Origin of the sequence: Pigmentiphaga sp. H8, assembly GCF_003854895.1 — a bacterium.
Lineage (GTDB): Bacteria > Pseudomonadota > Gammaproteobacteria > Burkholderiales > Burkholderiaceae_B > Pigmentiphaga.
Window position 1 is genome coordinate 2,788,695 of the sequence record NZ_CP033966.1, and the last position, 16,457, is coordinate 2,805,151.

Annotated in this window: 17 protein-coding genes; 9 read left to right on the forward strand and 8 right to left on the reverse strand. The window is 66.2% G+C overall.

Annotated features, from left to right (window positions below):
* Nucleotides 1–186: 186 nt before the first annotated feature.
* The 3 genes from EGT29_RS13245 to EGT29_RS13255 are packed head-to-tail and all read left to right on the forward strand — an operon-like array spanning nt 187 to nt 4,912.
* Nucleotides 187–2,109, forward strand: coding sequence for a PrkA family serine protein kinase (locus EGT29_RS13245; protein WP_192901828.1), 1,923 nt, complete (start codon nt 187–189; stop codon nt 2,107–2,109).
* 11 nt (nt 2,110–2,120) lie between these two features.
* On the forward strand, nt 2,121–3,380 hold the full coding sequence (locus EGT29_RS13250) for a YeaH/YhbH family protein (RefSeq protein WP_124689439.1): 1,260 nt from the start codon (nt 2,121–2,123) through the stop codon (nt 3,378–3,380).
* Nucleotides 3,377–4,912 (forward strand): SpoVR family protein, encoded by a 1,536-nt coding sequence (locus EGT29_RS13255; protein WP_124689440.1) that lies wholly within the window; start codon nt 3,377–3,379, stop codon nt 4,910–4,912. Before EGT29_RS13250 ends, EGT29_RS13255 begins: the two co-directional genes overlap by 4 nt.
* Nucleotides 4,913–5,188: 276 nt before the next feature.
* On the opposite strand, the gene EGT29_RS13260 is transcribed toward EGT29_RS13255, so the two are convergent.
* The 7 genes from EGT29_RS13260 to EGT29_RS13290 form a co-directional block, all read right to left on the reverse strand.
* A complete protein-coding gene (locus EGT29_RS13260) occupies nt 5,189–5,506 on the reverse strand; it encodes an NIPSNAP family protein (RefSeq protein WP_124689441.1) in 318 nt (105 codons plus the stop codon).
* A 13-nt stretch (nt 5,507–5,519) separates the two neighbouring features.
* A complete protein-coding gene (fabA, locus tag EGT29_RS13265; RefSeq protein WP_087840236.1) occupies nt 5,520–6,035 on the reverse strand; it encodes a 3-hydroxyacyl-[acyl-carrier-protein] dehydratase FabA in 516 nt (171 codons plus the stop codon).
* A 45-nt stretch (nt 6,036–6,080) separates the two neighbouring features.
* Nucleotides 6,081–7,049: a sterol desaturase family protein gene (locus EGT29_RS13270; RefSeq protein ID WP_124689442.1), complete on the reverse strand. Its 969-nt coding sequence runs from the start codon at nt 7,047–7,049 to the stop codon at nt 6,081–6,083.
* Nucleotides 7,036–7,842, reverse strand: a complete 807-nt coding sequence (locus EGT29_RS13275) for a polysaccharide deacetylase family protein (RefSeq protein WP_124689443.1) — start codon at nt 7,840–7,842, stop codon at nt 7,036–7,038. The genes EGT29_RS13270 and EGT29_RS13275 overlap by 14 nt, the downstream gene beginning before the upstream one ends.
* The gene (locus tag EGT29_RS13280) at nt 7,826–8,818 is read right to left on the reverse strand and encodes a YncE family protein (protein WP_370282990.1); all 993 of its coding nucleotides are present in this window, start codon (nt 8,816–8,818) and stop codon (nt 7,826–7,828) included. The genes EGT29_RS13275 and EGT29_RS13280 overlap by 17 nt, the downstream gene beginning before the upstream one ends.
* 175 nt (nt 8,819–8,993) lie before the next feature.
* A complete protein-coding gene (locus tag EGT29_RS13285; protein ID WP_124689444.1) occupies nt 8,994–10,163 on the reverse strand; it encodes an ABC transporter substrate-binding protein in 1,170 nt (389 codons plus the stop codon).
* Between the two features lie 85 nt (nt 10,164–10,248).
* Nucleotides 10,249–11,289 carry an aromatic ring-hydroxylating dioxygenase subunit alpha gene (locus tag EGT29_RS13290; protein WP_124689445.1) on the reverse strand — a complete coding sequence of 347 codons (1,041 nt, stop codon included), beginning with the start codon at nt 11,287–11,289 and terminating at the stop codon, nt 10,249–10,251.
* Nucleotides 11,290–11,469: 180 nt separating this feature from the next.
* On the opposite strand from EGT29_RS13290, the gene EGT29_RS13295 reads away from it, so the two are divergent.
* From EGT29_RS13295 to EGT29_RS13305, 3 genes are all read left to right on the forward strand, one after another.
* A complete protein-coding gene (locus tag EGT29_RS13295; RefSeq protein WP_238160390.1) occupies nt 11,470–12,114 on the forward strand; it encodes a TetR/AcrR family transcriptional regulator in 645 nt (214 codons plus the stop codon).
* Nucleotides 12,115–12,389: 275 nt separating this feature from the next.
* A complete protein-coding gene (locus EGT29_RS13300; protein WP_124689447.1) occupies nt 12,390–12,713 on the forward strand; it encodes a hypothetical protein in 324 nt (107 codons plus the stop codon).
* An 81-nt stretch (nt 12,714–12,794) separates the two neighbouring features.
* The gene (locus EGT29_RS13305) at nt 12,795–13,511 is read left to right on the forward strand and encodes an MgtC/SapB family protein (protein ID WP_124689448.1); all 717 of its coding nucleotides are present in this window, start codon (nt 12,795–12,797) and stop codon (nt 13,509–13,511) included.
* Nucleotides 13,512–13,517: 6 nt separating this feature from the next.
* On the opposite strand, the gene atpC is transcribed toward EGT29_RS13305, so the two are convergent.
* Entirely contained in the window at nt 13,518–13,901 is a 384-nt protein-coding gene (gene atpC, locus EGT29_RS13310) for an ATP synthase F1 subunit epsilon (RefSeq protein ID WP_161567818.1), read from the reverse strand.
* Between the two features lie 239 nt (nt 13,902–14,140).
* Between atpC and EGT29_RS13315 the strand changes: the two genes are divergently transcribed.
* From EGT29_RS13315 to EGT29_RS13325, 3 genes are read left to right on the forward strand one after another with little or no spacing between them, the layout of a single operon-like run.
* Nucleotides 14,141–14,686 carry a PadR family transcriptional regulator gene (locus EGT29_RS13315; RefSeq protein WP_124689450.1) on the forward strand — a complete coding sequence of 182 codons (546 nt, stop codon included), beginning with the start codon at nt 14,141–14,143 and terminating at the stop codon, nt 14,684–14,686.
* Nucleotides 14,687–14,721: 35 nt separating this feature from the next.
* Complete coding sequence (locus tag EGT29_RS13320) at nt 14,722–15,537, forward strand: siderophore-interacting protein (protein ID WP_124689451.1); 816 nt, start codon at nt 14,722–14,724, stop codon at nt 15,535–15,537.
* 4 nt (nt 15,538–15,541) lie between these two features.
* Nucleotides 15,542–16,453, forward strand: a complete 912-nt coding sequence (locus EGT29_RS13325) for a D-hexose-6-phosphate mutarotase (protein WP_124689452.1) — start codon at nt 15,542–15,544, stop codon at nt 16,451–16,453.
* Nucleotides 16,454–16,457 lie beyond the last annotated feature (4 nt).

A 16,457-nucleotide genomic window follows, 5' to 3' on the forward strand; every position in this document is an offset into this window, starting at 1 on the left:
CCAAGGAGCGTTCCGAATCAGATCGAACATGTCGAGGCAGGATCGGGAGTTGCTGGTTTCGATCGGCCCCGGGCATGGCAGGAAGTTCATCCGGCAGGAAAGAACCGGAAGCCGGCTCGACCGGCACTAACAACAACAGAGTCGTGTAGGCAGTTCTCATTCACTCGCTGTTGGAGGTTGTCCGTGCTGAACATCGTCGAAGGGTTCAAGTCTCAATACGCCAAGACGCAGGAAACCGAACTTTCTCTCGAGGAGTACCTGGACCTCGCCCGCCGGGATCCCATGACCTACGCCAGCGCGGCCGAGCGCATGCTTGCCGCGATCGGCGAACCCGAGCTGGTCGATACGCGCAACGACCCCCGGTTGTCGCGCCTGTTTTCCAATCGCCTGATCCGCCGCTATCCGGCCTTCAAGGAATTCTTCGGCATGGAGGACGTGATCGATCAGATCGTGGCGTTCTTCAAGCACGCGGCGCAGGGGCTGGAAGAACGCAAGCAAATCCTCTATCTGCTGGGACCCGTGGGCGGCGGCAAGTCGTCGATCGCGGAGCGCCTGAAGGCCTTGATGGAAGCCCACCCCATCTATGCGCTGAAAGGTTCACCCGTCAATGAGTCGCCGCTGGGCCTGTTCCACCCCGACCGCTTCGGCGAGCAGCTCGAGAAGGAATACGGCATTCCACGCCGCTACCTGACGGGCATCATGTCGCCATGGGCCATCAAGCGGCTGCGGGAATTCGACGGCGACATCTCGCAGTTCCGCGTGGTCCGGCTCCAGCCTTCGGTGCTGCGGCAACTCGCCATCGCCAAGACCGAACCGGGCGACGAGAACAACCAGGACATCTCCTCGCTGGTCGGCAAGGTCGATATCCGCAAGCTGGACCGCTACTCGCAAGACGATCCCGATGCCTACAGCTATTCGGGAGGACTGTGCCTGGCCAACCAGGGCATGCTCGAATTCGTTGAAATGTTCAAGGCGCCCATCAAGATGCTGCATCCCTTGCTGACGGCGACCCAGGAAGGCAATTTCAAGGGTACCGAAGGGTTTTCGGCCATCCCGTTCAACGGGATCATCCTTGCGCATTCCAACGAGTCCGAATGGCAGACCTTCCGCAACAACAAGCACAACGAGGCGTTCCTGGACCGTATCTACATCGTCAAGGTGCCGTACTGCCTGCAGGTGTCGGAAGAGGTCAAGATCTATCGCAAGCTGCTGCAGAACAGCTCGCTGGCCGACTCGCCATGCGCGCCGGGCACTCTCGACATGATGGCCCAGTTCTCGGTGCTGACGCGCTTGAAGGAACCCGAGAATTCCAGCATCTATTCGAAGCTGCGGGTGTATGACGGCGAGAGCCTGAAGGATGTCGACCCCAAGGCCAAGGTCCTGCAGGAATACAAGGACTACGCCGGCACCGACGAGGGCATGACGGGTGTCTCGACGCGCTTCGCCTACAAGATCCTGTCCAGCGTCTTCAACTACGACCAGACCGAGATCGCCGCCAATCCGGTGCACCTGATGTACGTGCTGGAGCAGCGCATCGGCCGCGAGGACTACCCCGACGAGATCCGCCGGCGCTACCTGGAGCACATCAAGGGCTATCTGGGGCCGCGCTACGCGGAGTTCATCGGCAAGGAAATCCAGACCGCGTACCTGGAGTCGTATTCGGAGTACGGGCAGAACATCTTCGACCGCTACGTCACGTTCGCCGACTGCTGGATCCAGGACGAGGAATTCCGCGACCCCGAAACGGGCGAGAGCTTCGACCGCTCGGCGCTGAACGCCGAGCTCGAGAAGATCGAGAAGCCGGCGGGCATCGCGAATCCCAAGGACTTCCGCAACGAGATCGTGAACTTCGTGCTGCGCGCGCGCGCCAACAACAGCGGCCGCAATCCCGCGTGGACCAGCTACGAGAAGCTGCGCGAGGTGATCGAGAAGAAGATGTTCTCCAACACCGAGGATCTGCTCCCGGTCATTTCGTTCAATGCCAAGGCCTCGGTCGAGGACAAGCGCAAGCACGAGAGCTTTGTCGAACGGATGGTCGAGAAAGGCTATACCGAAAAGCAAGTCCGCTTGCTGTGCGAGTGGTATTTGCGGGTGAGGAAGTCTTCGTGAGCTAGGTGAATATGAATTCACTCATCGATCGGCGGCTCAACGGCCGTAACAAGAGCGCTGTCAACCGGGAGCGCTTCATCAGGCGGTACAAGGACCAGATACGCAAGGCGGTTCGCGAGCTGGTCCAGGAACGGTCCATCGAAGAGATGGACCAGGGCGGCGAAATCAACCTCCCGGCCAAGGACATCTCCGAACCCAGCTTCCGCTACGGCAGGGGCGGGGATCGCGAGATCGTCCATCCCGGCAACCGGGAGTTCGCCAAGGGCGACAAGATCGACCGGCCCCGGGGGGGCGATGACGGCGACCCCTCCGAGCCGGGCGAGGGCGACTCGGTGGATCCGTTCACGTTCAGCCTGTCCCGGGACGAGTTCCTGAACCTCTTCTTCGAGGACATGGAGCTGCCCCACCTGGTCCGTACTCAGTTGGGCGAGATCAACCAGCAGAAGTGGCGGCGCGCGGGCTATACCACCACGGGATCGCCCAGCACGCTGAGCGTGGGACGCACGCTCAAGACCTCGCTGTCGCGGCGCATCGCGCTCAGCGGCGGTTCGCGGCTGGGCCTGCAGGAGGCGCAGCAGAAGCTGGAGGAGTCGGAAGAGGCGGGTGCCCCGGAAGACGAACTCGATGCCCTGCGCGCCGAGGTCGAGGCGCACCGGTCCAGGCTGGCGCGGGTGCCTTTCCTCGATTCGCTGGACCTGCGCTACCGGCACCGCGTGGTCGAGCCTTCGCCGGTGGCGCGCGCCGTGATGTTCTGCCTGATGGACGTCTCGGGGTCCATGGACGAGAACAAGAAGGATCTGGCCAAGCGCTTCTTCACGCTGCTGTACCTGTTCCTGTCGCGCAAGTACGAGCGCGTGGACCTGGTGTTCGTGCGCCACACGGACAACGCCGAGGAAGTGGACGAGCAGACCTTCTTCCACGATCCCAAGAGCGGGGGCACGGTGGTGCTGTCGGCCCTCGAGCTCATGCACGAGATCGTGACCGAGCGCTATTCGCCCGCCACCTGGAACGTCTACGCGGCGCAGGCCACCGACGGCGATTCCTTCGGCGCGGACGCGGCCAAGAGCGCGCGCTTCCTGTCCGAACACCTGCTGCCGCTCACGCGCTACTACGCCTACATCGAGATTCCGGACGTGGACGAGATGCGCAAGAGCAGCCTGTGGGCCGAATACGAGCGCGAGACGGCGCCGCACTTCGCGATGCGGCGCATACGCGAGCGCCGCGAGATATTCGGCGTGCTGCACGACCTGTTCAGGAAGGAGACCGCATGAGCGCCGTCTATCCGCCGCGCGAAGCGCCGCCCGCCCGGGCGGTCCAGCCCATCTCGACGACCTCGGAATGGACCTTCGAACTGATCCAGCGCTATGACGAAGCCATCGGCCAGGTGGCCCGGGAGTTCGGGCTGGACACCTATCCCAGCCAGATCGAGGTCATCACGTCCGAGCAGATGCTGGACGCGTATGCCTCGGTCGGGCTGCCGATCGGCTATCCGCACTGGTCCTACGGCAAGGAGTTCATCCGCAACGAGCAGGCCTACCGGCGCGGCGTGCAGGGGCTGGCCTACGAGATCGTCATCAACTCGAACCCTTGCATCGCCTACCTGATGGAAGAGAACTCCATGGCCATGCAGGCGCTGGTGATCGCGCACGCCTGCTACGGCCACAATTCCTTCTTCAAGGGCAACTACCTGTTCAAGCAGTGGACCGAGGCCGACGGCGTGCTGGACTACCTGGTGTTCGCCCGCAAGTACGTCATGGACTGCGAGGAAAAGTACGGCATCGGCCCGGTCGAGGCCACGCTGGACTCCTGCCACGCGCTGATGGCCCATGGCGTGGACCGCTACCGCCGCCCGCATCCGATTTCCTATCGCGAGGAAATGCAGCGCCAGGCCGAACGCGAGGAGTACGCGCGCCAGCAATACAACGATCTGTGGCGCACGGTGCCCACGCGCGACCATGTCGAGCGCGAGGGCAAGCCTTCGGTGTTCCCGCCGGAGCCGGAAGAGAACATCCTGTATTTCATCGAGAAATATTCGCCTTCGCTGGAGCCATGGCAGAAGGAACTGGTGCGGATCGTCCGCAAGCTGTCCCAGTACTTCTATCCGCAGACCCAGACCAAGGTCATGAACGAAGGATGGGCGACCTTCTGGCACTACACGCTGCTGAACCGCATGCACGAGAAGGGGCTGGTCAACGACGGCTTCATGATCGAGTTCCTGCAAAGCCACACCAACGTGGTGGCCCAGCGGGGCTTCGACCAGCGCGGCTATGGCGGCATCAATCCGTATGCGCTGGGCTTCGCGATGATGCAGGACATCCGCCGCATCTGCGAGAACCCCACGCCCGAGGACAGGAAGTGGTTCCCCGACATCGCCGGCAGCGATTGGCTGAAGACGCTGGACTTCGCGATGCGCAACTTCAAGGACGAGTCCTTCATCGCGCAGTTCCTGTCGCCGCGCCTGATCCGCGAGTTCCGCTTCTTCGCGATCGCCGACCACGAGTCCAATCCCAAGCTGGAAGTCGAGGCCATCCACGACGACGACGGCTACCGGCGCGTGCGCCGGCTGCTGGCGGACCAGCACAACCGCGACATGCAGGTGCCGGACATCCAGGTCGTGCGCTACAACCGGGATTCCGACCGGTCCCTGGTCCTGCGACACGTGACGATGCGGGGAAGGCCCTTGCAGGCCGAGGATGCCGACCAGGTGATGAAGCACCTGGCCCGGCTATGGGGATTCAAGGTCCGCCTGGAAGAGGTCGACGCGGAAGGCAGCGTAAAAACCTTCCGCGAGCGGTCGGGGTAGAGCCCCCCCTACGCCCTTCGGGCGCCCCCCCGGGGGCGATGCGGGTGGACCGGCGGAGCCGGATCCACCGCATCCTGGGGTACCAACGGGCTGGAGAGGAACTGGCGTTCTTGCCTCTTGTCAGCGCAAACGAGAACGGCCTCGCATCTGATGCAAGGCCGTTCTTGTATTCGCGGTCGTTCCAGACCCAGGGCACAGCGGATCCGGCTTTGCCGGTCCGCCAGTGCCGCCCCCTGGGGGGCGCCCGAAGGGCGTAGGGGGGCTCTACCTCTACCCCTACGGTTTGAAGAAGGGGGTGGGTACCATCAGGTGGTTTTCTTGCGAGACCAGGTTGCCCATCTCCACGCTTTTCTTCAGGTAGACCTGCCAGTCCGGATCCTTTTGCAGCGCGGCGCGGCGCGCCATGCGGTCGGCGGCGTCCTGGTAGGCCCAGATATGGGTGAAGCTGTTGACGTTGCCGGTCTCGGTCTGCAGGTACAGCACCGGGTCGCCCAGGTGCTTGCGCTGCGCCTCGAAACCCAGTTCCTGGTACAGCTCGAGCTGTTTCTTGATCGTGCCGGGCCGGCACGTGTAGGTGCGAACGTCGTACAGCATGGAGCCCCCGCGGTCAGAACGAATCGGTGGAAGTGAACAGGCCCACGCGCAGGCCTTCGGCGGTGTAGATCTCGCGGCCGTCGACGCTCATGGTGCCATCGGCGATGCCCAGTACCAGCGTGCGGTTGATGGTGCGCTTGATGTCGATGGTGTAGGTGACCTTCTTGGCCGTGGGCAGCACCTGCCCGACGAACTTGACCTCGCCCGATCCCAGCGCGCGGCCCCGGCCGGGGTTGCCCTGCCAGCCCAGGAAGAAACCCACCAGCTGCCACATGGCGTCCAGGCCCAGGCAGCCCGGCATGACCGGATCGCCCTCGAAGTGGCAAGCGAAGAACCACAGGTCGGGGTGGATGTCCAGCTCGGCGATCACCTGGCCCTTGCCGTACTTGCCGCCCTGGTCCGAGATGTGCGTGATGCGGTCCATCATCAGCATGTTGGGGGCCGGCAACTGCGCATTGCCTTTCCCGAACAATTCGCCGCGCGCGCAGCGCAGCAGGTCTTCACGGGAGAAGGCGTTCTGTTCAAGCATTAGGAAGTCCTCGTTGGAAACCGGGATTATATCGTCGCCTCGCGGTCAGCTTCGCCCGGGCGCGGCGCCCAGCAGCCGCTTGAGGCCCAGCCATTGCTGGGCCAGGAAGCCCCGGCCGTAGTCGCGGCCACCCCGCTCGGGAAGCTGGTCGCTGATGCCGGTCGGTCCGTAGTTGCCATCGAAGCGCGCGGTGCGCAGCAGGATGTCCCAGATCGGGAACAGGACGCCGAAGTTATAGTTGGCTTCGGGCCGGCCAGGCACGGACGGCGGTTCGATCGCGTGGTGGTGCCGGTGGAATTTCGGCCCTACCACCAGGTATTGGCCGATGCGGCCGAAGCCCGTCCGCAGGTTGGCGTGCGAGAGGCTTTCCACCAGCCGGGTGATGATCACGACCATCACGAACTGTCCCGGCGGCACGCCCACCAGGTGCGAGACCAGCACGACCACCGCGTCGCGCAGCAGATCGCTGAGCAGGTGGTTGCGGTTGTCGGACCACATCGTCATCTGGCGCTGGCTGTGATGGACCGCGTGCAGCGCCCACAGCCACTGGTAGCGATGCTCGGCGCGGTGGAAGGCGTAGTCGACGAAATCGAAGATCAGCAGGTACAGGATCAGGCTGACCCAGGCACGGTCGGTCACGCCGGGCCAGATCTCGTCGAGATGGAAGGGCGAGAACCCCAGCACATGCAACTGCCCGAACAGATGATCGGCCAGCGGCTGGGTGGTGAAGAACAGCACCAGCCGGAACAGGCCCAGCGAGTGGATGGCGGTGTAGAGGACGTCCAGCCGCACCGAGGTCCGGTCCACGATCTTCTCGACCGGGCGCCAGCGTTGCAGGGGGCCGAACACGGCCAGCATGATGATCAGTTGCAGCACGCCGAGCAGCAGCCACATGGTGCCGTCGTAGGCGTCCTCGAGGATGCTGCCGAGACCCAGGTGGAACAGCAGGGGCTGGACGAGCGTCTCGAACAGCCACTGCTGCATGCCGGAAAAAAGATCGCTAAGGATTTCCATGGACGTGATGCGTGGCCAGCCAGGCCCGGTATTGCGGATGGTCGGCCAGCGTGGCGAAGCAATAACCCTTTTGCTTGAGCCCGGTGATGAGCGGTTCCAGCACGGCCGGCGCCCAGGGGTCCTGACGGGACCAGATGCCCAGGTGCGCCATCAAGATATCGCCCGGACGGATGTTGCGCAAGGCGCGCGCCAGCAGCGCGGCGTTGGGGTATTTGTCGCTGGGTAGTTCGTCGCCCAGGAAGCCGGCATCGGCCCAGCCCACGTGCCGGTAGCCGCAGCGGTTCTCGGCCGCCTGGAGCAGCGCGGGCGAGGTCTTGCCGCCGGGCGCGCGGAACAGCGGCAGCATGGTCTGCCCGGTCATTTCCTTGAACCGCGCGGCGCTGCGGTCCAGCTCGGCGCAATAGGCCTCGGCGCTCATGGCCTGGACCCGTCCGGCCTGCGGGCCGAAGGCGGGCTTGGCGCGGAAAGCGCCATCCGGCCGGTCGGCCAGCCAGTACACATGGTCGTAGGTGTGCGAACCGAAGACGTGTCCGCGCGCGGCCATGGCCTTCCACCAGGGCGCCCAATGGTCGTCCAGGCTGGTGCCGCCGTCGCGGGTCTTTTCGTTGGCCAGGAAGAAGCTTGCCTTGACCTGCTGGCGGTCCAGCACCTCGGCCACCAGCGGGGCAACGCCCATGTGGCCGGTGTCGAAGGTGAGGTAGACCGGGCGGGTGCACTCCGCCGCCTGCGCGCCGGCCGTGGCCAGCAGCAGGGCGGCCGCGCCCGCGCGTGCCAGGCTACTGGCGCGGGGCATGGGACAGGGTCCAGACGCCGTGGGGCGAGCGGCCCACCTTGGTCTGGTGCACGACCTTGCGGGTGGCCGTGTCGATGACGGTGAGCTTCTTGGCCCAGCGCGAGGTGACCAGCAGGGTCTTGCCGTCGGCCAGCACTTCCATGCAGTCCGGGCCGCCGGGAGCGGGATAGGCGTCGACCACCGCCAGGGTTTGCAGGTCGATGCGGCTGATGGTGTTGGCCACGCGGTTGCTGACGAACAGGTGCCGCCCGTCGCCCTGGGCCCTGAAGGCATGGGCGCCGGCGGCCGTGGGGATGCGCTTGACGAGCTGGGCGGGCGAGGCCGTCAGGTCATAGACCTCGACGTAGCTGTCGCCGGTCAGGGCGACCAGCAGGTAGCGGTCGTCGTGGGTGATGTAGACGTCGGCGGGCGTCTTGCCCACCGGGATGGTCCATAGCGGCGTCTGCGTCGCCAGGTCGATGGCGATCAACTGGTCGCTGTCCTGCAGCGACACGTACAGGCGGCGGCTCTTGCTGTCTATCGTCAGGTGGCTGGGCGTGCGGCCGGCGGAGATGCGCTTGACCAGCTTGGGGTCGGCCGAGCCGGCCTGGCCGTTCCACTGGTAGATGTCGATGTGGTCCAGCCGGTTCGCCGCGGTCACGAACCACTTCATGTCGGGCGAGAAACGCAACTGATAGGGATCGACGATGCCGGTCAGCGTGCGCTGGACGTCGCCCGTGGCGGGGTCGAAGAAAGTAAGCGAATCGCTGCCGGCATTGGCCACCAGCAGCGATTTTTCATCCGGCGTCAGGTACAGGTGATGAGGTTCCTTGCCGGTGGGAACGCGTCGCAGTTCCGCGTAGGTCGAAGGGTCGAGGATGCTGACCGAGGCGTCCAGCGAATTCAGGACGATGACGGGGGGCGGCGCCGCCGAGGCGGCAAACACCGCGCACAGGCCGAGAGCGCCGGCCAGGCGGGCAAAAAGCTGAGATTTCAAGGTCGGATCCCGCAGGGTCTACAACGCCGCCGGACGCCGATGCGGGCCCGCGGGCAGCCCGCGGCCGGGGGACGGCCGCCAGAGTTCGCATAGTCTAGGCGGCCGGGCTTGCCGTTGCTGTCGTTTTTGGGTGAATGTTGGTTTGCCGCGACAGCCCGGCGAACGGCGCTGGCGGTCAGGACAGCGGACACTGCCGGTGATAGGCGTCGGGCTGCTTGTGAAAGGGCGTGGCCAGGGTCTTGAGGGTCATGCGTCCCTGTTCGTCCTTGACCGCCTGCAGCACGTGCATGTCCTGCAGCGGGAAGTGATTGTTGTTGAAGCGGAACTCGCCCCGCACCGAGCGGAAGTCCGCCTGCTTCAAGGCCGCCATGAAGGCCGGCTTGTCGGCCACGCGTCCCTGGACCCTGGCGATGGCGGCATCCAGCAGCAGCGCCGCGTCATAGCTCTGGGCCGCGTAGTTCGAGGGGATGCGCTTGTAGCGCTGCTCGAAGGCCTGGACGAAACGGCGGCTCGAGGCATTGTCGAAATCGGGCGCCCAGAAGCCGCCGCTGATCATGCCTTGCGCCGACTCGCCCAGCACCGGCAGCGAGATGGCGTCGATGGTGAAGGTCGACAGCAGCGGCGTCTTCTGCAGGCCCGACTGGGCGTACTGCTTGGCGAAGCTGACGCCCAGGCCGCCGGGGAAGAACGCGAACACCGCATCGGGCTGGCGGGCGGCGGCCTGCGCCAGTTCGGTCGAGAAGTCGAGCTGCTGCAAGGAGGTGTAGACCTCGTCGGCCAGCGGGACCTTGTAGTAGCGCTTGAAGCCGGCCACCGTGTCCTTGCCGGCCTGGTAGTTGGGAGCCAGGACGACGACGCGCTTGTAGCCCTTGTCGGCGGCGTACTGGCCGACCGCCTCGGACGCCTGGTCGCCTTGCCATGACGTGATGAACTGATAGGGCGAGCACCGCGGCCCGGCGATCTGCGAAGGACCCGCGTTCGACCCGATCACGAAGACTTCGCGGTCGGTCAGGTATTTGTGCACGGCCAGCATGATGTTCGAGAACGAGATGCCGGTGACGATGGACACCTTCTCGCGTTCCACCAGGCGCCGCGCGGCCTGGTTGGCCACGTCGGGCTTGAGCTGGGTGTCCTCGCGCAGGATCTCGACCGGATGGCCGCCCAGCTTGCCGCCGTTGCGTTCGACCAGCAGCATGAAGCCGTCGAGCTGGTCCTGGCCCACGGCGGCCTGCGGGCCGGTCAGTTCTCCCATGAAGCCGATCTTGATCGGCGCCTGGGCGAGGGCGGCGCCACAGGCGGTGATCAGGGCGGCCGCGGCCGCCACGCTGCGCAAGCGGTGGTGCATGATGTCTGTCTCCTGGAAGTGGGGCAGGGCGGGCCTGCCGGGGACGGCGGCCGCGATACGTTGCCGCGGCCGGCCGGAAAACGGCTCAGCGCGCCTGGTCGGCCGCGGCTTCGGACTTGCGCAGGCGTTCGAGCGTATGGCGCATGCGCACCGGCCCGAGGTCCACGTTCAGCAGCACGGGCTTCATGTCCCAGAAATCGTTGTCGCCCAGGGCTTCCTGCTGCGCGTCGATGATGGGCTTGTCCTGGTCCTCGAACGCGATGCGGCGCATTTCCGCCAGCCGGGCGTTGGTCTCGGGATCCAGTTCGGGGCCGGGCGGGCGCGCGGCGGCGAAGTGATAGTGGGTGGTGCGGGCGGTCTCGGGCGTCAGGATGTGGATGCCGTAGTACCAGGCGCCGCGTTCGCGCGATTCCCCCGGCGCCTGGACGCCGGTGTCCAGCAGGAAGCAGCCGGGCGGGTCCCAGCGCATGTTGGTCCACATGTCCACCGGCCGGCCGTCGCGGCGGAACAGCATGTCGAACACGCCGGGCACCGAGACGTTGGGCATCCAGCGATTGCACTGCAGGCGGTCGCCGTCCTGCACGACTTCCTGCTTGGCATGGACCTGCTCGGGGCTGCCCAGCAGCCCTTCGTGCAGGAAGCTGATGTGGCTCAGGTCGAGCAGGTTCTCGCCCATCAGTTCGTAGTTGGCGTTGATGTGCAACTGGCCGCGGCTGGTGCGATAGCCCGAGCCTTCGTCCAGCATGCCGTAGTCGGGGATCAGCGCGGGATCGGCGGCGGCGTCCCCCATCCAGATCCACAGCATGCCGTGGCGGTCGTGCGCCGTGTAGGCCTGTACGCGGGCCGCGGCGGGGATCCTGCCATCGCCGTGCGGATTCCTGACGCAGGCGCCGCTGCTGTCGAATTGCAGGCCGTGGTAGCCGCATTCGACCACGTCGTCCCTGAGCTTGCCCATGCTGAGCGGGATGAAGCGATGAGGGCAGCGGTCGCGCAGCGCCACCGGCGTGCCGTCCGCGCGGCGGTAGAACACGACCCGCTCGTCCAGCAGGGTGCGGGTGAACAGTTCACCGGCCTTGACCTCGTCGCTCCAACAGGCCACGTACCAGGCGTTCTTCACGAAGGACATGGGGATCTCCTTTTTCGTTGTCTTGAATGGCTGCCTGGGACGATTTATACAAACAGAGTGTTCGGTTTGTAAGTTACGGAAAACCCTGAGGCCGTCGCTTGCCCGGCAGGGAAGGCTAAGATGCGGCCTTGGCCGTATTGAGGAAACCCGGGAGCGATGCCACCTACCCGCCCACAGACGATGTCCCCCCCGCCCGAGACCGGGCCGGCGCGCGCCCGCCCGCGGCGCACGCAGGCCAACCGCAGCCGCGACGCGCGCGAGCGCCTGCTGGCGGCGACGATAGAGGTGCTGATGCGCTCGGGCTACAACGGCCTGACCACCAAGGAAGTGGCGCGCTGCGCCGGCATGTCCAACGGCGCCTTGATGCACCACTACGCGACCAAGGCAGAACTGGTGGTGGGCGCGACGGCCGAGATCTACGAGGAATCCATCCGCCGCGGCCAGCGCGAGGCGCATACGCCCGAGGCGATCGAGCGGCCCATCGAGGGCTTCATCAAGGACTGCTGGAGCGTCTACTTCGACTGGCCCTTCATCGCCGCGATCGAGGTCATCATGGTGGCCCGCACCGATCCGGACCTGATGAGCAAGATCCTGCCCGTCATGGAGCGCTACCGGTCCTCGACCAACACGCTGTGGCTGGAGGTGTTCGAGAAGGCGGGTTTTTCTGGCGAGCAGGCGCAACTGGCGCTGAACCTGTCCTTGAACCTGGTGCGCGGCATGGCCCTGAACAACCTCTGGCAGCACGATGCGGCGCACTACGAGCGCTACATCCAGGACTGGGTGCGCATGGTCTACCAGCAGCTTCCCAGGGCCGGCGCGGCTTGAGCTTTGGGGGGGGCTAGGGTTGTCCCTAGGGCCAGCCTGGGCTAAAATCGAAAGATTCCAATCTTTCTTGAGGCAAGTCGTGGATAACGACGGCAGTAGTTCAGCCGTTCCGGCAAACGCCGCTTAGCAGGTCCGCAGATTTGTCTGCCGCGTCCTGCCAAGCCAGGGTGCGGTCGTTCCTTCACCGGGACTCCCCCATTTTTTCTGCCTGAAGGCAGTTCCCCCCGCGTATGCCGGGCGGCATGGTCCGTCTTCCTGTCTGCCAGGAGGTCAACATGCGTTTCGCCCATATCCTGAGCGCATGGGGCGGCAAGGCCGCGCGCGCCCCCCGCAAGCCGCTCCAGTCCTATCGCCTGACGGTGTTCAGCGCCAGCCCGCGGCTGGACCGGCTGCGCCAGCACCTGCACGCCGAGTTGTCGGCCCGGGACCTGCGCATCTCGCAGATGCGCGTGGCCAGCGCCGAGCCCGGCGGCGACATCCACCGGATGTCCGTCACGCTGCAGTGCGCGCCGCACCTGCGCGGCGCCCTGAACTCGGTGGCGCTGGGCCTGGGGCGCCATCCCGACATCCAGCGCGTGCATTACGAGCAGCTGCAATAAAAGCGTCGGCAACGCCGCGCTATCCTGCGGACGGCGCCCGGCGCCGTCCCAATCGATCGACGACAAGAACAACGAGGTTCCATGAAGGCAATCGCCAACATCCAGACGCTGGATCTGCTCGACACGCTCGTCAGCCTGACGAGCGCGTTCATCCTGGGCGCCCTGGTCGGGCTGGAGCGGCAGTACCGGCAGCGCACGGCGGGCCTGCGGACCAACGTGCTGGTGGCGCTGGGCGCCGCCATCTTCGTCGACATGGCCATGCGCATCGCGGGTGCGGATGGCGCGGCGCGGGTCGCGTCCTACGTGGTCTCGGGCGTCGGCTTCCTGGGGGCCGGGGTCATCATGCGGGAAGAGGGCAACGTGCGCGGCCTGAACACCGCCGCCACGCTGTGGGGATCGGCCGCGATCGGCGCCTGCGCGGGCGCGGACCTCATCGCCGAGGCCGTGCTGGCCACGATCTTCGTGCTGGCCGCCAACACGCTGCTGCGGCCGGTGGTCAACACCTTCAATCGCCAGCCCGTGGATGTCCTGTCGTCCGAGGTGACGAGCATCATCCACGTGATCACCGGCACGGCCCATCGCGGCGCCGCGCTGATGGCGCTGGAGGCCGAGCTGGAAGAGGCGAACTATCCGCTGGCGGACCTGGAGGTCGTGCCCTTCGGCGACGAGGAAATCGAGATCAAGGCCACGCTCATGGCCACCTCCATCCACGGCAGCGACCTGGACCGCGTTACCGAGAAGCTGGGCCGCAATCCCGCCATCGCCCAGGTCTTCTGGGCGCCCAGTATTTCCGACTGAGGCCGCTCAGCGGCCGCGCTTGAGTTCCAGGCTGGTCACGAGTTCGGCGCGGGCGGCCGCATAGTGAATCGCGTCCAGGCGGTCGTGCATGCGTTCGCTGGCCGCGGCGCGCGCCTGTTCGGCCCGGACGTCGTCCAGGCCGGTGGTGCGCACGGCGGTGTCGGCCAGGACCGTGATGCCGCGAGGCATGACTTCGGCCAGGCCGCCCGACACATAGACGTATTCGTCGCCTTCGGCCCGCCGGATGGTGATCATGCCTTCCTTGAGCAGCGTCAGCAGGGGGATGTGGCCGGGCAGTATTCCCAGCGATCCGTCCTTGCCCGGGAGCTGCACGTAGCTGCCTTCGCCCGAGAAGATCGTGGCCTCCGCATTGACGATGTCGATCTGCATGATGTCCTTTGGGCCTGGCGAGCGTCCGCTGCTCGCCTTTTGGGCCATTTGTTTCAAAGCCTGCTGCCGCGCGGCGCGGGCCGCGCTCCCTTCATGCTATCCCCAAGCTTGTCCACAGAAGTGGTGGATAAGCCGACAAACCTTTTTTCGCGGCTTGGCATTCTGTTTTTTATATCTTAAGATATGTCGTAAGATATGTTTTTAGATATTCTAACGCCCTGAAAAGGCGGGAGGCCACCATGCAACGCAACGACATTTCTTCCGGCGGGCGCGGCGTGGGCATGCGCATGGGGCGCAAGCTCGCCGCCGAGGACCTGCAACTCGTGCTGCTGGCGTTGCTGGAAGCGCAGCCCAGCCATGGCTACGAACTGATCAAGCAATTGGCCGAACGTTCGTCGGGGTTCTACAACCCCAGTTCGGGCATGGTGTATCCCGCGCTGGCCTACCTGGAAGACGTGGGCCATGCCGTCGTTTCCGTGGAAGGGACGAAAAAGCGTTATCGGCTGACCGACGAAGGCAGCGCCCACCTGGCGCGCCACCGCGGGCAGGCCGAGCGCATCCTGGCCGACCTGGCCAAGGTGGGTGCCCGCATGGCGCAGGTGCGCCGCGTGTTCGAAGGCGAAGACGGCCTGGACACCATTGCGCCGGGCACGCCCGAGGACCTCATGCTGGCGCGCTATGGCCTGAAGCAGGCGCTGCACCAGGCAGGCCCCTGTGAGGGCGGCGAGGCCATCCGCATCGCCGCCATCCTGAGACGCGCCACCGCCGAGATCCTGGGCAAGTAGGCGCTCCTCCCAACCTCATTCTGGAAAGATCCATCATGGAAAAAACCGAACGCGCGGTGCGCCGCGTCCGCCACGAACTGAAGTTCCGCCTGCTGCGCGTGCGCGCGGTGCGCAAGGTCACGCCTCGCCTGCTGCGGGTGACGCTGGAGGGCGGCGACCTGGCCGGCTTCTCCAGCGCCGCGCACGACGACCACGTCAAGCTGTTCTTCCCGGCGCCGGGCCAGGAGCGGCCGGTGGTGCCCACGCCCGGCCCCAACGGCATGGTGTTCCCCGAGGACCAGCCGCGTCCGGCGGCGCGCGACTATACGCCGCGCCGCTACGACGCCGAGGCGGGCGAACTCGACATCGAGTTCGCGCTGCATGGCGATGGCCCCGCCGCCGAGTGGGCGCTGCGCGCCGAAGCCGGACAGTATCTGGGCGTGGGCGGCCCGCGCGGCTCCTTCGTGATGGAAGGGGACTTCGACGGCTATCTGCTGGTGGGCGACGAAACCGCGCTGCCGGCCATTGCCCGCCGCCTGGAAGAACTGCCCGCGGGCGCTCGCGCCGTGGTCGTGGCCGAGGTGGCCGACGCGGCCGAGGAACAGTCGTTCGACACGCGGGCCGACGTGGAGGTCCGCTGGATCCATCGCGACGGCGTGGCGCCCGGCCGTCCGGAACTGCTGGCGCAGGCGGTGGCCGCGCTGGGCAGGCCGCAGGGCGACTGGTATGCCTGGGTCGCGGCCGAATCGGGCGTGGCCAAGCGCGTGCGCCAGGTCCTGGTCGAGAACTGGCAACTGCCCAAGGAGTGGATCAAGGCGGCCGGCTACTGGAAGCTGGGCGCCGCGGCCACCCACGACAAGCACGAGGATTGAAGGCATGAGCGCACACCGCTCCGTGGCCGTCGTGGCCACGACCGTGAAAGAGCTGCCGTGCTGGCGCCTGATCTCAAGGCATGGCGAGGCGCTGGTGGCGCGCCAGGGCGCGCAGGTCCTGTACTACGCGCCCAACGGGCAGCCGCCGGTGGTATGGCTGAGCGACCAGGCCGAGTTCCGCAAGGGCTCGTCGCTGCGCGGCGGGATCCCCGTCTGCTGGCCGTGGTTCGGCCAGTTCGACCGCAACCCTGAAGCGGTTCGGGCCATGCTGGCGGCTGGCGCCGATGCGCCGGCCCATGGCTTCGCGCGGGCGCTGGACTGGCAGGAGGGCGGCGCGCGGGTCGATGGCGACGCCGCGTGTCTGCGATTGCAACTGGACCTGCCCGCCGGCCATGGCGGCTGGAGCCACGCGGCCGCCGTGACGCTGGATATCCGCCTGGACGATGCGCTCACGCTAACCCTGTCCACCCGCAACGCGGGCACGGACACGCTGGTGCTGAGCCAGGCGCTGCATACCTATTTCGCCGTGAGCGACGCGCGCGACGTGGCGATCGAGGGCCTGGACGGCGCGGCCTATGTCGATACGCTAAGGGACTGGACGTCGCAGGTTCAGGACGGCCCGTTGTCCATCCAGGGGGAAACCGACCGCATCTACACCGGCTTGTCCGCGCCGGTGCAGATCCGCGATCCCGGCTGGCGTCGAACCATCGCGATCGAGGCAACGGGCTCGCGATCGGCCGTGGTGTGGAACCCCTGGGTGGACAAGTCGCTGCGCCTGTCGCAGTTCCGTCCCGATGCATGGCGCGACATGCTGTGCATCGAGACCGCCCGGGTCTGGGACGACGTGCTGGAACTGGCGCCCGGCGCCGCCGCGGACATGCGCGTGACGATGCGCGCGATGCGCTGGGACGCCTAGCGCG

What these genes read in the sequence shown, in the direction of transcription:
- EGT29_RS13250 (WP_124689439.1), top strand. Translation starts at nt 2,121, where the DNA reads ATGAATTCACTCATCGATCGGCGGCTCAACGGCCGTAACAAGAGCGCT.
- EGT29_RS13255 (WP_124689440.1), top strand. Translation starts at nt 3,377, where the DNA reads ATGAGCGCCGTCTATCCGCCGCGCGAAGCGCCGCCCGCCCGGGCGGTC.
- EGT29_RS13260 (WP_124689441.1), bottom strand. Translation starts at nt 5,506, where the DNA reads ATGCTGTACGACGTTCGCACCTACACGTGCCGGCCCGGCACGATCAAG.
- fabA (WP_087840236.1), bottom strand. Translation starts at nt 6,035, where the DNA reads ATGCTTGAACAGAACGCCTTCTCCCGTGAAGACCTGCTGCGCTGCGCG.
- EGT29_RS13270 (WP_124689442.1), bottom strand. Translation starts at nt 7,049, where the DNA reads ATGGAAATCCTTAGCGATCTTTTTTCCGGCATGCAGCAGTGGCTGTTC.
- EGT29_RS13275 (WP_124689443.1), bottom strand. Translation starts at nt 7,842, where the DNA reads ATGCCCCGCGCCAGTAGCCTGGCACGCGCGGGCGCGGCCGCCCTGCTG.
- EGT29_RS13285 (WP_124689444.1), bottom strand. Translation starts at nt 10,163, where the DNA reads ATGCACCACCGCTTGCGCAGCGTGGCGGCCGCGGCCGCCCTGATCACC.
- EGT29_RS13290 (WP_124689445.1), bottom strand. Translation starts at nt 11,289, where the DNA reads ATGTCCTTCGTGAAGAACGCCTGGTACGTGGCCTGTTGGAGCGACGAG.
- EGT29_RS13295 (WP_238160390.1), top strand. Translation starts at nt 11,470, where the DNA reads ATGTCCCCCCCGCCCGAGACCGGGCCGGCGCGCGCCCGCCCGCGGCGC.
- EGT29_RS13300 (WP_124689447.1), top strand. Translation starts at nt 12,390, where the DNA reads ATGCGTTTCGCCCATATCCTGAGCGCATGGGGCGGCAAGGCCGCGCGC.
- EGT29_RS13305 (WP_124689448.1), top strand. Translation starts at nt 12,795, where the DNA reads ATGAAGGCAATCGCCAACATCCAGACGCTGGATCTGCTCGACACGCTC.
- atpC (WP_161567818.1), bottom strand. Translation starts at nt 13,901, where the DNA reads ATGCAGATCGACATCGTCAATGCGGAGGCCACGATCTTCTCGGGCGAA.
- EGT29_RS13315 (WP_124689450.1), top strand. Translation starts at nt 14,141, where the DNA reads ATGCAACGCAACGACATTTCTTCCGGCGGGCGCGGCGTGGGCATGCGC.
- EGT29_RS13320 (WP_124689451.1), top strand. Translation starts at nt 14,722, where the DNA reads ATGGAAAAAACCGAACGCGCGGTGCGCCGCGTCCGCCACGAACTGAAG.
- EGT29_RS13325 (WP_124689452.1), top strand. Translation starts at nt 15,542, where the DNA reads ATGAGCGCACACCGCTCCGTGGCCGTCGTGGCCACGACCGTGAAAGAG.